Here is a 14,276-nt window from a genome sequence, read left to right on the forward strand (position 1 = left end):
CCGACGGGTTCTCTGAGACGATGGAGGATAAATGCCTCGCGAGCTTGGCTGGCGGCGTCCGGCAGCAGATGGGAGCAGAACGTGTCAAGGAAAGCCGGTTCAGTAGGCCGGTCTTGGGCTGCGCTGACCAGGAGTTAACCCCACGGTCACTTCTGGCGGTATCAGCGGTCAGCTCCGGGCGACCGCCGAGCACCGCCACAGCGTGGCGCATGTCATAACTCTCCTGTAGGCGCCGTGGTCGCGCCCCGCGAGGGCCACCAACTCGGTGGCCAGGTCGGCGGCAGCGGTGGTGTCCCGAAGGCACCTTCCGCTGGGCAGGCCCGACCGCTCGGCATAGCGGATGGCGGAGACGGAGAAGGTCCAGGGGTTCTGCAACCTCTGGTCAGGCACGGCAGAGCGGACTGAGATGGTCTCACCCTTGACCAAGAGGAATTGGTTCAGCCGTTTGGGTCATGCATGAACTTCAGAGGCGCTCAGGCCCACGCTCGGGGTGGGCTTTTCGTGGGAGGTCCCGCTGGAGTGCGGGAGACGGGAGGGGCCTGCGGCTTCAACACCTTTTGAGTTCAGGTGCAATTCGCGAGCAGCGAGTGGGTGACATGGGTTGGTGTGGGGGTTGGCCGGATGGGGAGGAGCCAGTTTGCCTGGAGTGACTCTGTCCTTCTGGTAATCGGGCTTACCAAAAGGTGATAGTGTCAGCCGTACAGGAAGAGACGCCGATGACCGAAAGGGACACCTCGCAAACTCTGGTGCACGCTGTCAGCTCCGTTGGCCTTGAAGTGAACGAGGACACACAGCGGGCGGCGGCAACCGCACGGCAGTTTTTGACCTTTGCCAAATCTCTGGCTGACCACAGCTCTCCAGTGGGACCTCAGCAAGCCATGCAAGCTCTCAACGCCCTCGTGGCCCTCTGCGTCCGTCAGTACCAAGCAGAGTTGCTGACTGCTCCCCTTATCGGCAGAGGTCATGCGGCGGACAGTGACCCTTTCGCATCGCTCTTCCACGGCCCCCTTGATGCAGAGGGGCGCAACTTCTTCGCCCTCGCCCCCTGGCGTGAAGAGCCCACCACCCTCCAACTCAAAGACGGCTTGATCTGGGCCTCGCCCTGGGAACCGGAGCGGTACCGCCGTGCGCTGCTGCGCTCCGGTCCGGGGTGGCGACAACCCACGTGGAAACAACACAACGACCAGACTGGTGTCGTGTACCTGCCCTGGGGTCTGTACTGCGTAGAGAACGGCAACCACAGCGCTGCGTCCGGCATCCTGCAAGGGGACGGGGTGCTGGTGGCGCACGACGTGTGCGACCTGACCCCAGTGCTGCAACGTGTGGAGTTGGGAGAACAGGGCATCGTTCGTGAGGATACCGGCGCGCTGGTGGGCCCCCATGAAGCTTGGTCCGTACTGGCCCTGATTGGGCTCGGCAAACTCCTTGTGGCCCATCAAGCTGGGGGGCGACCATGACGCTCGACCGATACAAACACGGACAACTGGCGCCGTCGCGGACGTGGGTGAGCCTCCAGCCCGAGGAGCGGCGGCGCCGGGCAGTCGCTGCGGTTGCGGAAGGAGATGTGGGGACCCTGCTCGACCTGCTTGAAGCCCACCATGTCCGCACCCACGGGCACGTCAGCAAGGAGACGTTGCGCAAGTACCGCCTGGGCGCCCGCACCTGGCTGGAGTACGCCCAGGACAACGCGGTCAAGGTACTGCGTCCGGAGACGGAGCACGCCGATCTGTGGGTGCGTGGGCTGGAGGCCAGTGGGAAGTCGCCCGCCTCTGTCGGCGTGCTGCTCGCGGGAGCACGGGCGCTCTACGCAGCTCTGCGCTGGGCCAAGGCGACGACCGATCACCCCTTCACTGACGTGAAGCCGCGCAAGGACAAGCGGCGGCCCTGGGATAAAAGACAGCCCTACCCGGAAGGCGACGTGGGGAAGCTGATCGCCGGGGCACCGATTGAGATGCGGGTCCTGCTGAGACTGGGGGGCATCGCGGGACTCCGCGCTTCGGAGATCACGTCCCTGAAGTGGGGCGACCTGGATCTGGAAGGTGGGGCGCTGACCGTGCGAAACGGCAAGGGCGGGAAAACCCGGCGCGTTCTGCTGTCGTCCTCTTTGATTGCGGACTTGCGAGAACTCGGTCCGCAACACGAAGAGGTGGCGGTCATTGGTCGGACCCCGGAAGCGGCACGGGGGAGACTGCGCACCCTATGCCAGCGGGAAGGGATTCCCTACCTGGGCCTGCACGCGCTGCGCCACACGGCGGGAACGCGGCTGGTGCGAGCGGGCTTCCAACTTCAGGATGTGGCCGAGCACCTGGGACACAGTGACGTGCAGACCGCGCGCACGTACGGCAAGTGGGCGGACGACCGGTTGAAACAGCACATGCAGCAGAGCTGACGCCTGTCGTTCTGAGGGAACCATCCAACTCCGTTGCTCTGGAAGCGGCGCGGCAGGCCCCAGTCAATCCAGGATGCCGATCTCGAAGCCTTCGCCGTCGACCTGGGCGCCCTCAAAGCGGAGATAGTCGGCGTCGGAAACAGAGAATGGAGGCTTCGCAGGGGCATCGAGCCAGAAGAGAAGTCCTTCCCAGCTCACGAGGGTTGGAAGAGAGAGCCGTTCCAGTTCCGGCGTACGCCTGAGCGTGACGTGACCAGGAGCAGACATTCCTGGGGAGCCGACAGATACGAATTCGTCGAGCGCCAAATGTTTCAGGCCTATAAAGCGGTGCAGGGGAAGCTTCAGAACCTGGGCAAACTTCCTGAGCGTCAGGAGACTATGCCCCCCGTACTGAGGATCGGTCATACGGTGCAATGCTGCTGGGCTGGTTCCCATGAGTCGGGCCACTTCTACTTCCGTTTTGCCGCTCCGTCGGATCGCCTGATCAATGGCCAAGCTGACCGGATTGGGAGACACGGGCTCAATCCAGTGAACGCGTGCTTCATTGGCACCAAGCCGGTCATCGTCAGCCAGGTCAGTGAGGTCTTTCGTACGGATCGGCGGCCATTCAAGCCCCTGCGCAACGTACAGCGTCAGGAGGTCTCCAGCTTGCACGCCCAGACGCTGCACCACGTCTTCCTCTGTCGTCCCGGAAGCGCGGAGGTCAAGGTCGGGCAGGATACCCGTCCACTGTCCCTGATGATGGGTGAGGATCGCGAGGTACTGCATTTCTGGCCCATTACAAACAGCAACACACCCTTTGTCAACAGTGATAAAATCTCGCCAGGTTTGGCCAGTCAGTAGCTATATTCACGCCCTACGACGTGAAATTCAAAATTCGCGAATTTTGAATATACTGAAGCCATGAAGCCCGTAGACACCGTGGTGGCAGCGAAGCTGGTGAGTGTTGCCATCAATGGGATTAGTTACCAGGGGCTCAGTGAAAGTCTGGGGATCAGTGCTGCCGAAGCCCACGCAGCGTCCAGACGGTTGATCAAGGCTCGACTGTTTCGGGACAAGGACCGACAGGTTCCCTATCCCAAACGTCAGGCACTTCTGGAGTTCTGGGTGCATGGCCTGAAGTACGTCTACCCGGCGGAACTGGGTGCCCCCTCGCGCGGCATGGCCACTTCGGTGGGTGCGTTGCCCCTTTCTGCACTCTTCCCGGTCACAGAGGAAGGGGTGCCGGTATGGCCCTCGGCTGACGGTAACGTTCGCGGACCCGCTCTGGAACCTGTCCATCCGAGTGCCCTGACCGCCGCACAGGACTCCAGAGTGTATGAACTCCTGACGCTGATCGATGCCCTGCGCGTGGGCCGCGCGCGCGAGCAGCACCTCGCGCGGGACCTCCTCAAAGCTCGGCTCTACAGTTGGTGCTGATGCCTACACCCCTGGACCTGATGGATCAAGCGGCCAGAGAGCTCCAGCCCCTCCTGGGCGAGCTCGTCTTCGTGGGAGGAGCGACCGTGGGCTTGCTCCTGACGGACCCAGCGGCCGAAGAACCCCGGCCAACCCTGGACGTGGACGTGGCCACGCACGTCGCCAACCGCTCGGCCTTCCAGCGCCTTGAATCCCAAATGCGCAAGCTGGGGTTCTCCCCGGACCCCTCGGGTTCCATCTGCCGGTACGTCAAAGGCGACCTTCAGGTAGACCTGATGTCCGACAATGCGGAGATCCAGGGGTTCACAAATCCCTGGTACGCCTCGGCCATCCAGCAGGCGCACGACCACACCCTCCCCTCAGGGCTGAAGGTCCGGGTGATGGACGCGCCCCACCTGATCGCCACGAAGTTCGTTGCCTGGAACAGCAGAGGAGGGGGGGATATGTATCACCCCGACCTCGAAGACATTCTCGTGGTCGTGGACGGTCGCCCCGAACTGCCGGACGAGGTGCAGGTGGCTCCAGTGGAGCTCCAGAGCTTTGTGGCCGCAGAATTCAAGGGCCTCCTGGCCCACGCCGACTTTGAAGACACTGTGCTGGGGTTTTGCCAGACCGACGGCCGGAAAGAAATCGTACTGGGGCGTGTGCGGCAGATGGCGAATCTGTAGAGGGATGCCTGCGCCCTGGTCGCCGCACCCCGAGCTGGCCAAGACACACAGCACGGTCCCGCGTCCTGACAGGTCCAACATGGACCATGCGCCACGTTCAGCATCGCCAGAGAGATCGTTCCGTTGTCTTCGGCCTCAACCTGATTGCGGCAACCGGGTTTACTGAAATTGAACAGAGGGCCTCTACCGTGAGGGTATGGAGTTCTTCAGGATGGGCTGGAACTGGAAGATGCTGGTTGGGGTCGCCATGATCGCCGGGGCGCTGTACTTCTCTGTGTCACCCGGCACGTTGCCCTTCCTGTTGGTTGGCATGTGCCTGCTCCCGGTGGTGTCGATGCGGCTTCTCCCTCACGGCCACCGATCTGCGCAGCCCGAGCTTGCTCTGGCGTACGTTCCCGTGAAACCCGCTCCGCGGACGTGGTGGCACGGCCAGAACCAAACTGACGAATACAGCGCTGGCTGGGTAACAGAGCTTTGGGAGGAGCACCAGGTGAGACCGTCCTAGGGCCACGGCGTGCCTGAATGACGGCAGGCGACCACGCCCCGAGAGTGCCCCTGGACGGTAGGCGAAACGGCGAGCAGCCCCACCCCGGCCCCTGCACTGCCGAGGGCAGCGGCCCAGCGTCCTGGGGGGATGAGGGAGGGAGAACTTGGCAGCAGGAAGAACCTGGGGGCTGACGGCGGGAGTGGCAACGGTCGTCGGCGCGCTGATCCTTATCTGGCCGACCATCGCCCCGACGCTGCGGGACGTGGCTCTCGACCTGTACCGGCTGGGTGGCACGCTGAACGCGGTCCTGGCGGGTCCAGTGAGCGCCCTGCGTGCCCGGACTGGAGTTTCGCTGCTCACCCCATTTCTACTGGGCCTGCTGGCGGCCACTGCTCCCTGCCAGTTGTCTACCGGCGTGGCGACGCTCGCGTATGTGGCCCGAGATGGCCATGCGGGCGGGGCCTGGCCGCGAAGTTTAGCCTTCCTGTTGGCCCGCATGCTGGTGTACCTCGCGCTTGGTGCCGTGGCCGTGTTTGCCTTTGGCGGCACCCTGACGGCGTCTGGAGACTTCTTTACGGGTGTGCGGCGGGTGCTGGGCCCGCTGATGTTCTCCGTGGGACTGGTGATGCTCGGAGTGGTTCGCCCCCGCTTCACGGTGGGGATGGGACTCGCTGAGCGGTTCGAGGTGCGGGCGCGCCTGCGGCGGGACACCCTCGGCGCGTTCGCCCTGGGCCTGGCCTTCAGTCTGGCGTTTTGCCCGACCCTCTTCCTCCTCTACTTCGGGCTGACGCTCCCCTTGGCGGTGACGGCCCCGGTGGGTGCGCTCTATCCGGTGGCGTTCGTGCTGGGCATGATGGGGGTGGTTTAAGGAAGCTGCTACGAAGCGCAAAGTGAAGAGTTTCCCGACCCCCTCAGTGTCAGGCAGATTGTCGAGCTTCCAATCTGCATAGCACCCGCTCCAGCGCCCGTGCGTTGCCACTCTGGACACAGCGCTCACAGATACAAACATCCAAGTCTCGATACACTCGCCAGCCCTTTGTCCCAGCGACCTCCCACGCCTCCTCTTCATTCGCCTGCCGGGCTGTGCTCTCGCCGCAGGCATCACAGAGAAGGTACACACCCTGACCCTGGGGTCTGACATGATTGCGGGTTCGCCAGGCCGCTACCCCATCGAGGTGCGAGGAGACGGACGGTAACAGGGGGCTGGTCTTTCCCGCTCGCGCATCCTCAACAATGCACGCTGTACGCGACTGCATCCGGCGCATCAGCTCCAATCCAGCCTGATCCATCGTGTAGACCGGCAGATGCATACCCTGGACATAGGCATGCCCCACAATCACATGGTCCGGGAAGGCGGCGCGGAGCCAGTCTTCCAGGTGATCGAGGGCTTCCCGGTAGGTCCGCTCAGCGATCAGGACGAACGCGTCGCGTTCGTCCTCCAGCCGTAAGCAGTGGGTCAGCGTCAGGCCCCACAATACGCGCCATTCCCGTACGCACGCTTGCAGCCGCAAGAAGTCAGCTTCAGAGACCCGTTCAAGCCCCAGCAGCATCACGTCAGCGGTACTCATTCTGTGGGAAGCATAGCCGTGGATGAAAGCTGCTTAAAGGTAGAAATCTACTGGTAGTCTTCTCCCACACCTTTGTGTGCAGTAGAAAACTCGGCTGACCAGTCCCGCAATTCCTGACAGAATTACGTTATCCGCGTATTTCTCAGATTCGCCGGGAGGTCTCCTTGCTGGTCCGCAATGCACAGCTCCAGGTCGTCAGCACCCAACCCCTCATCGCCCGCTTGCTCGAAGATGCGCTCCATGCCCGTCTCCCTGAATTTCCGGCCGTCTCGCTGGTCCTGGACTGGCCGGTCGGCTTTGCCTTTCAGATGGTGACGCCAGAATCGGCCGCCAGCAGCTTCGTGCTGACCCAGAACGCCTGTCCCGAATACCTCGATGATCTGTGGAACCTGGGCCTGCTGGGCTTGGCGTACCGGAGCCGCACCCTGGAGGAACTCGCGGAGTTGCTGCGGCGTGCAGAAACCCGGGAGCGGGTCCGCTTGACGCCTGCTCAGCGCTCTCCTTTAACGCCAGCAGAAGGGGACTTGCTGCGCCTGGTGGCACGCGGTCTCGCCAACAAGGAAATTGCCCGTGAGTTGGGAATTGCCAATCAGACCGTACAAAACGGCCTGACACGCGTGTTTCAGAAGCTGGGCGTGAGTAGCCGTAACGAAGCGATTCTGTATTACTGGGACATCGCCAACAAGCCACCTATACAATGACGACCATGCTGCGTAAGATGATCTGTGCCCTTGCCATTCTGGCTGCCAGTGTTGCGGGCGCTGGTGGCAGAGACGTGCCACTCCCCTCACGTCTCTTGCCAGACCAGGAACTCGGGCAGGCACTGTGCATCCGCAACCTTCAGGGCTTCCGCACGGTGCCCGCGGGAGTCCCGGTCACTTATTCCAGGAACATCAACAACTCCGGCCATGTCGGTCAGTCGTATTTCTGGGTAGGCACGGCGCGCTTTCAACAGGGCGGGCAGGTCAGGACCGTGCGGTTTACTTGCACCGTGACGAATGGCAAGGCAGCCGTGACGCTCCGCTAAAAGCCGGGAAGCGCCACGGGAAAGGAGAGGGCTTCATTGGCCCTCTCCTTTCCCATGGGTTACGTCAGTTGGGCGATCAGCGGTACGTTCTGGATGACCATGCCTTGCCGCTGATACTGAGGCGTGCGGTTGACCAGGGCACCCAGGGAGCCTTGCGTGGTGGCATTCCAGTCAAGCCACACGCCGCCACGCTGCACCTTCACGTTGCGGAACGTCACTTGCGGGTGCCGGGGCGTATAGCCGCTGGATGACGTGGCACTGTTGTCCTCCCCGCCGATCAGCATCTTGCCGGAGTAGGTTGGGGACGCCACGGCGGCCGTGCGAGAGAACGTGATGCGCCCGTCCTGTACAGTCGCGTCCGCTTCCGTGCCCCGGTTGACGATCTTGACGAAGACCTCACTGGTAGGGCTCACAATCTGGTTCTGCTGACCAAATTTGGCGTGATTGGCGAAGTAGCGCCAGACTGGGCCGTTTCCATCGCCCTTATCTGCGTAGCTGAGGCCAACTTCGTAATAGTCGTCCAAAGCAAGAAAGAAGTTGACGAAATCATACGTGCTCAGACCCGTAGGCGTTGCTGGGACGCTAATGTATCCCTGTATGCCCGTGAAGTTCGACTCTGCCGTGTATACCTTCACAAATTCCTGAAGAGCCATGCTGTACCTCCCGAACCAAATTTGAAGTGATCACTTCTGGAGTAAGCATGGTGTATACAAGTCTTATTTTAAACTCTGAAATCTACCTCATTGCTACAAGAAATCTACAGGTAGAAAAGTTTTTAAAGTAAAACTTTTCTACCCGGCATAGGAAAGATCTGTGGTGCATTTTTGTTGACTGGTTTGGATGGGAAAGCAGAGATGTACTGGTATATTCGGATAGGCATACTGGTAGAAAACGTTCTTTCTCTCAAACGGATGGATCCGCATACCGATTGCAGAAGTGGCCACTTCAATTCAGAACCACCAGGAGTGCAGATATGCCAGCCATTCGTATCCCCCGCAGCAACTTCAAAGTCCGTTTCTCTGGTGACGCCAGCGGTGCTGGTCGTCGCAATGTCCCGACGTTCGTAAGGGGCGACGCCAATGCCATCGCCGGGTCCAACTTCATGTTCTTCGATCTCTCTACTGGAGAGCTGACTGGGCTGTTCGTACTCGATGGCGACAGGAAGCATGGCGTAACTGGGAAAAACATCGACGTGATCAGCCTTAACGGCAACGGTGCAGTGGTTTTTCACGACGAGAACAGTGCCTACTCGCAGTCGTCCAGCCTGATCTGGAGTATGGCCGCTGGACCAATCATCGTGCGAGGTGGTAATTTCACTGATGCCACCTGGGGGAAGTACAGCGTGGATCAGCTTGGTCCCACCGTCAACCGTCAGCGCATCTGCCTGGGCCTGCACAGCAGCGGCGACTATATCCTTGCCTACCGCGCCTCGATCAACCTTACGGACTTGGCCGGGTACATGAAGTCGCTGGGTTGCACGGACGCGATCGCCGGGGATGGCGGCGGCTCTGCGCAGTTGTACCTGGAAGACCGCAACACCCTGTTCGGCAGTGATGCCCGTTCGGTACACGTCATTCCGGTCGCGCTGACCAGCTACAGCTACATCAGCAGCATTGCCTGATTCTCTCTGGTTCCACGGTTGCGCCTGTGCCCTCAAAGGGCACAGGCGCGACTCTCATTACCATGCTAAACACTGCTTTCATGTCCCCCGTTCACCGCCGTTGGCTCACCGCCAGCCTGCTCAACTCTTTGGTGGCGCTACCCGTTCACGCACAAAGCGGTGACGCAGCTGCACGTACCCTGAGCTTCGACAGCCTCATGTACGCGATGTTTGCCAGCCCCTACCCGGACTTGAGCCGGAACTTCACTACGGGCACGCCCCAGGCCGCAAGCAACCTGCTGCGCTTGCGGCTCCCGCCCCCAGCACCAAGCGGCTACAAACTGCTGGGTACCTGGACGACCACACAGGCACTTGTCGAGCGGGCGGTCCGCCAGGACGACACCCGCTCCCCAGCCGCCCTGCTGCTGTACACTCGTTCCACTCCTCGACCACCGGCCAGCGCTGAACAGGGCACGGCCATTGCGATTCTCGTAGGGCGATGGTCGGGTACACCTGCCGCCCTTGCCTCTTACGAAGGGCAACTTGACCGTGCGTCCTTCAACCGCCGCTCCTGGGCAACGGGAACAATTTTCAGCTCTTGCAACGCTGTGAACATCGTCGTGGAGGATTACCCGCTGCTTCGGCGCGCTGTGCATCGCTCCTGCGAAGCGCAGTACCGAACGCAAGACACTTTCCTTAAAGTCAATGTGGTGAATCTGGACGAGCAACGGGCCGTGATGGAATTGCAGCGCGCCGCAGCCGCCTTCGGACTTGTCGGCGGAAAGTAAATTAGAAGGGGCATCCTCAATCCCTGACAAACGCCGTTTGGGGCTGAGAAGCTACGGACGACGTTCTGCCGCTTATCTCGGTTGGCACATTGACCACCACGTCCTCTGCATTCTGAGGAGGACGGCTTGTCTAAGAACGTCTCGTCATCGAGCAAAAGCATTCCTCGTCACCCGAAAGCTAGAAACGGCCCCCTCAGACGCTCCCCAGCCAGGCTCAGCCAAGCCCCAAACGGGGTCCTACGATTGCAACAACAAATCGGGCACACTAAGTGCCGAATTGCACTCTGGCATCGGTACTTCCTCCGCTGTGAGGTGAGGTGTACGCTGCGGTTGCCCTACAACACGCACCCACGGCGGCTGGCCCTCCCGTGGAAGTACCGTCACTGCCGATTCCCGGCACTTTTTCAGGGAGGCTCCATGCAGCAGCGCTGGACCATCGACGAACTCATCGACACCTGGACGCTGCTGCCCACCGAGACCGACCTGCTGCGGAACAAGACCGGCCCCACCCGCTTGGGCTTCGCCGTCATGCTCAAGGCCTTCCAGCACGAGGGCCGTTTCCCCTACAACACCCATGAGGTGCCCGAAGCCGTCGTCGAGTACGTCGCCCGGCAGGTCGGCGTGGCGACCGACGAGTACCGGGACTTCAACTGGCGCAGCCGCAACAGCAGCTACCAGCGTCAGGACATCCGGGCGTTCTGTGGGTTCCGCGAGTTCACCACCGAGGATGCGGGCACGCTGACGGACTGGCTGAGCCAGTCCGTTGTTCCGCACGAGACCCGCTCCGGGGCTGTGACCGAAGCTGCTCTGCGCTGGCTCCGCGAAAACGGGATCGAGCCCCCCAGCCCCGGGCGGCTCCAGCGGTTCGTGGACGCGGCGGAACGGCACTATGACCTGCGCCTGTGCCAGACCATCCACAACCGCTTGAGTACCGAACACCGGGCAGGGCTGGAGGCGCTGCTGAGGCCGACGGCGCTGGAGGAAGACCAGCCGGAAGACCACGAGGGCCAAGGCCCTCGTAGTTCAGCCCTGCAAAACCTGCGGACCAACTCGGAGAAACGCGGCGTGGAGAGCGTGGAAGAGCAGATCGAGAAGCTCCGCCTGCTCCGTCGGTTGCAGCTCCCCCAGGCCCTCTTCGCGGACGTGGCCCCCCACGTCCTGACCCGTTACCGCGAGCGGGCCTCCAATGAGTCCCCCAGCCACTTTCGTGCCCAGACCCCGTCCGTGCGTCTCACGCTGCTCGCGGCCTTCTGCGTCGCCCGCATGACAGAACTGACCGACGCCCTGGTCACGCATCTGGTGGACATGGTCCACCACATCAACGTTAAGGCCGAGCGGCGGGTGGAGCGGAACTTCGTGGCCGAGTTCCGGCGGGTCCACAACAAGGACCGCATTCTGGAGCGGTTGCTGGAGGCCGCACTGGGCAATCCCGACGGCACAGTGCGCGAGGTGCTGTTCCCCGTCGTGGACGAGCAGACCCTGCGTGATCTGTTACGCGAGTACAAGGAGAAGGGAGGCTTCCGGCAGCAGGTCCACACCATCGTGCGCGGCACCTACCGCAGCCACTACCGCCGGATGATCCCCTGGCTGCTCACCGAGCTGTCGTTCCGGTCCAACAATCACCGGCATCAGCCGGTGATTGACGCCCTGGGCCTGCTGGGGCGATATGTGGACAGCAACGCGAGAATCTATCCGTACGAGGAACACATCCCGGTCGGTGGCGTGATCGACCGGAACATCCGTGACCTGATTCTCGAACGGGGGCCGGATGGTGGAATGCGGGTCAACCGCGTGAATTACGAGCTGTGCGTCCTGTCCGCGCTGCGGGACGCTTTGCGGTCCCGCGAAATCTGGGTGATCGGGGCCGACAAGTACCGCGACCCCGACAAGGACCTGCCCCAGGACTTCGAAGCCAGGAAAGAAAGCTACTTCCAGGCGCTCAGACAGCCGCAGGAGGTGGATACCTTCGTGCAGGGTCTGGAGCAGCAGCTCAAGGACGCCCTGGTGATGCTGCACGACGGCCTGCCGAAGAATCCCGGCGTGCGGGTGGTCGCGCGGGACGGGGGCCGCTTCGTGGTCACGCCCCTGACCCGGCAGCCGGACCCGCCCTTCTACGACACGGTGAAGGGTGAGGTGGGGCGGCAGTTCTGGAACACCCAGTTGCTCGATGTCCTGGTCGAGGTGGACCGGCGTGCGGGGATTACCCCGCACTTCAAGAGCTTCATGACGCGCGAGAACATGCCCCGTGACCAGCTCCAGCAGCGCTTGCTGCTGTGCCTGTACGGCCTGGGGACGAACACAGGACTGAAGCGGGTGGCCGCCGGGCAGGACGGGGTCGGGTACTCGGACCTGAAGTACGTCCGGCGGCACTACATCCACCGTGACGCGCTGCGGGCGGCGAACGCCGCAGTCGTGAACGCCACGCTGGCCGCGCGCCGCCCGGACATCTGGGGCGAGGGGACCACCAGTTGCGCCAGTGATGCCAAGAAATACGCCGCCTGGGACGGGAACCTGCGGACGCAGCGGTCCATCCGGTACGGCGGGGATGGGGTGATGATCTACTGGCACGTCGAGAGACGTGCCAGTTGCATCTACTCCAGCATGAAGTCCTGCTCCTCTTCAGAAGTGGCGGCCATGATCGAGGGGGTCCTGCGCCACTGCACCTCGCTGTCTGTCGAGAAGAACTATGTAGACACCCACGGGCAGAGCGAGCCGGGCTTCGCCTTCACCCACCTGCTGGGGTTCAAACTGATGCCCCGTCTGGCGGACATCGCCCATCAGCGGCTGTACCTGCCGAATATGGCGTTCGCGGCTCAGGTGCCGAACTTGGCCGCTGTGCAGGCACAGCGGTCGATCCGCTGGGACCTCATCCGGCAGCAGTACGAGCCGATGGTCAAGTACGCGACGGCACTGCGTCTGGGGCTGGCCGACCCCGAGGCCATCCTGCAACGCTTCACCCGGGCCAACGCCCAGCACCCGACCTACGCAGCCCTGTGCGAACTGGGGAAGGTGCTGCGGACCATCTTCGTCTGCGAGTACCTGCACCGGGAGGAGGTGCGCCGGGAGATTCACGAGGGGCTGAACGTCATTGAAACTTGGAATGGCACGACCAACTTCATCTTCTTCGGCAAGGGCGGGGAGATCAGCACCAACAACCTCGAAGCGCAGGAAATCTCCATGCTGGCGCTGCAACTGCTGCAAAACAGCCTGGTGTACGTCAACACCCTGATGATCCAGCGAGTGCTGGGCAGCGAGACGTGGCGGCAGCGGATGACCGCCGAGGACTGGCGTGCCCTGTCGCCCCTGATGCACCACCACATCAACCCATACGGGGAGTTCAAACTGGACCTGACTCGCAGGCTCAAGCTGGAGGTCGAGGTGGACGCATGACACAGACGCGGCGCACCGGGGCGAAGAAGAAAGCGCGTGAACTGGCGAAACTGCTGCGGGCTGAGCGGCCAGACTACGCCTACCTCAAGGAGGTGTTCCGTCACCTGCGGACCGAACTGGAAGTGGAGGTGCCGGGACCATCGCGCCGCCTGCCGTGGGTGCCGACCGAGCAGCAGGTGCGGGCGTTCTACGAGGCGGTGTGGCGCACGCGCCGCACCGCTGACCTCGTGCTGATCAAGACCTTCCTGTACACCGGTGTACGCGTGTCCGAACTGGTGATGATGCGCCTCGCGGACGTGGACCTGGACGCCTGCCAGATCCGGGTAAACCTGGGGAAGGGGAGCAAGGACCGGGTGGTGCCGTTCCCAGCACCCTTCAAGGAGACGCTGGCGCTTCATATCGGCCAGAGACGACAACAGGGAGGAATCTACCTGTTCGAGTCCTCGTGGAAGCGCCGGTACAGCGACCGGGGCGTGCGGCGAATGTTTGAGCGCTACACGGCTCTGGCGAACATTGATCGCAGCCTGTCGCCGCACAAGCTGCGGCACTTCCTGCTGACCTGGCTCAAGAAACAGGGCCTCGACGACGCGCTGATTCAGCCGTACAGCGGCCATGCTTCCCGGCAGTCGTTAGAAATCTACTCGCGGCTGGCGCTGGGCGAGGCCCAGCGCGAGTACGACCGGGTGATCGGGCGCTTCCCGGTGTAGCTCGGGAAAGCCTTCACTTTGCGCTTGGTAGCAGCTTCCTTAAACCACCCCCATGATGCTTCCGCTGCTACTGTTGGTCGCCTCCCTGCCGGCCGGGAGGACCGAGGCGCGCCGCACGTACCTGGGGCACCTCCGGCAGGCCCACCGACTGGCCACGCCCCTCGCCGGTGCCGCGTTCCTCCTCACCGGGTTGCTGGACACCTTCATCTACTGGTTGTTGTGAGGCGGGGCAG

16 protein-coding genes are annotated in these 14,276 nt (G+C 62.5%); 12 read left to right on the top strand and 4 right to left on the bottom strand.

Annotated elements, in window-relative coordinates; translation table 11 throughout:
* Positions 1–168: 168 nt before the first annotated feature.
* Positions 169–390 carry a hypothetical protein gene (locus tag L1280_RS05640; RefSeq protein ID WP_104992655.1) on the bottom strand — a complete coding sequence of 74 codons (222 nt, stop codon included), beginning with the start codon at positions 388–390 and terminating at the stop codon, positions 169–171.
* A 326-nt stretch (positions 391–716) separates the two neighbouring features.
* On the opposite strand from L1280_RS05640, the gene L1280_RS05645 reads away from it, so the two are divergent.
* Both L1280_RS05645 and L1280_RS05650 read left to right on the top strand, forming a co-directional pair.
* The gene (locus L1280_RS05645) at positions 717–1,457 is read left to right on the top strand and encodes a DUF6710 family protein (protein WP_253581147.1); all 741 of its coding nucleotides are present in this window, start codon (positions 717–719) and stop codon (positions 1,455–1,457) included.
* A complete protein-coding gene (locus L1280_RS05650) occupies positions 1,454–2,389 on the top strand; it encodes a site-specific integrase (protein WP_253581148.1) in 936 nt (311 codons plus the stop codon). Before L1280_RS05645 ends, L1280_RS05650 begins: the two co-directional genes overlap by 4 nt.
* A gap of 63 nt (positions 2,390–2,452) precedes the next feature.
* On the opposite strand, the gene L1280_RS05655 is transcribed toward L1280_RS05650, so the two are convergent.
* The gene (locus L1280_RS05655; protein WP_253581149.1) at positions 2,453–3,157 is read right to left on the bottom strand and encodes a hypothetical protein; all 705 of its coding nucleotides are present in this window, start codon (positions 3,155–3,157) and stop codon (positions 2,453–2,455) included.
* 135 nt (positions 3,158–3,292) lie between these two features.
* Between L1280_RS05655 and L1280_RS05660 the strand changes: the two genes are divergently transcribed.
* From L1280_RS05660 to L1280_RS05670, 3 genes are all read left to right on the top strand, one after another.
* Complete coding sequence (locus tag L1280_RS05660; protein ID WP_253581150.1) at positions 3,293–3,808, top strand: hypothetical protein; 516 nt, start codon at positions 3,293–3,295, stop codon at positions 3,806–3,808.
* Positions 3,808–4,476 carry a hypothetical protein gene (locus L1280_RS05665; RefSeq protein ID WP_253581151.1) on the top strand — a complete coding sequence of 223 codons (669 nt, stop codon included), beginning with the start codon at positions 3,808–3,810 and terminating at the stop codon, positions 4,474–4,476. The genes L1280_RS05660 and L1280_RS05665 overlap by 1 nt, the downstream gene beginning before the upstream one ends.
* 686 nt (positions 4,477–5,162) lie before the next feature.
* Positions 5,163–5,831 carry a sulfite exporter TauE/SafE family protein gene (locus L1280_RS05670; RefSeq protein ID WP_253581152.1) on the top strand — a complete coding sequence of 223 codons (669 nt, stop codon included), beginning with the start codon at positions 5,163–5,165 and terminating at the stop codon, positions 5,829–5,831.
* Between the two features lie 49 nt (positions 5,832–5,880).
* On the opposite strand, the gene L1280_RS05675 is transcribed toward L1280_RS05670, so the two are convergent.
* Positions 5,881–6,531 (bottom strand): hypothetical protein, encoded by a 651-nt coding sequence (locus L1280_RS05675; protein WP_107139491.1) that lies wholly within the window; start codon positions 6,529–6,531, stop codon positions 5,881–5,883.
* Between the two features lie 164 nt (positions 6,532–6,695).
* On the opposite strand from L1280_RS05675, the gene L1280_RS05680 reads away from it, so the two are divergent.
* Both L1280_RS05680 and L1280_RS05685 read left to right on the top strand, forming a co-directional pair.
* Positions 6,696–7,232: a LuxR C-terminal-related transcriptional regulator gene (locus L1280_RS05680; RefSeq protein WP_253581153.1), complete on the top strand. Its 537-nt coding sequence runs from the start codon at positions 6,696–6,698 to the stop codon at positions 7,230–7,232.
* Between the two features lie 5 nt (positions 7,233–7,237).
* On the top strand, positions 7,238–7,558 hold the full coding sequence (locus L1280_RS05685; RefSeq protein ID WP_104992257.1) for a hypothetical protein: 321 nt from the start codon (positions 7,238–7,240) through the stop codon (positions 7,556–7,558).
* A 59-nt stretch (positions 7,559–7,617) separates the two neighbouring features.
* Here L1280_RS05685 and L1280_RS05690 read toward each other — a convergent pair whose 3' ends face one another.
* Positions 7,618–8,211 carry a hypothetical protein gene (locus L1280_RS05690; RefSeq protein WP_107139585.1) on the bottom strand — a complete coding sequence of 198 codons (594 nt, stop codon included), beginning with the start codon at positions 8,209–8,211 and terminating at the stop codon, positions 7,618–7,620.
* 320 nt (positions 8,212–8,531) lie between these two features.
* Between L1280_RS05690 and L1280_RS05695 the strand changes: the two genes are divergently transcribed.
* The 5 genes from L1280_RS05695 (at position 8,532) to L1280_RS05715 (ending at position 14,266) form a co-directional block, all read left to right on the top strand.
* The gene (locus L1280_RS05695) at positions 8,532–9,179 is read left to right on the top strand and encodes a phosphodiester glycosidase family protein (protein WP_104992255.1); all 648 of its coding nucleotides are present in this window, start codon (positions 8,532–8,534) and stop codon (positions 9,177–9,179) included.
* 80 nt (positions 9,180–9,259) lie between these two features.
* Positions 9,260–9,946, top strand: coding sequence for a hypothetical protein (locus L1280_RS05700; protein WP_146160796.1), 687 nt, complete (start codon positions 9,260–9,262; stop codon positions 9,944–9,946).
* 417 nt (positions 9,947–10,363) lie between these two features.
* Complete coding sequence (locus tag L1280_RS05705) at positions 10,364–13,336, top strand: Tn3 family transposase (RefSeq protein ID WP_104992253.1); 2,973 nt, start codon at positions 10,364–10,366, stop codon at positions 13,334–13,336.
* Positions 13,333–14,043: a tyrosine-type recombinase/integrase gene (locus tag L1280_RS05710; RefSeq protein ID WP_104992252.1), complete on the top strand. Its 711-nt coding sequence runs from the start codon at positions 13,333–13,335 to the stop codon at positions 14,041–14,043. The genes L1280_RS05705 and L1280_RS05710 overlap by 4 nt, the downstream gene beginning before the upstream one ends.
* Positions 14,044–14,095: 52 nt before the next feature.
* Entirely contained in the window at positions 14,096–14,266 is a 171-nt protein-coding gene (locus L1280_RS05715) for a hypothetical protein (protein ID WP_253581154.1), read from the top strand.
* Positions 14,267–14,276 lie beyond the last annotated feature (10 nt).

The organism is Deinococcus sp. HSC-46F16, assembly GCF_024171495.1.
Taxonomy (GTDB): Bacteria; Deinococcota; Deinococci; order Deinococcales; family Deinococcaceae; genus Deinococcus.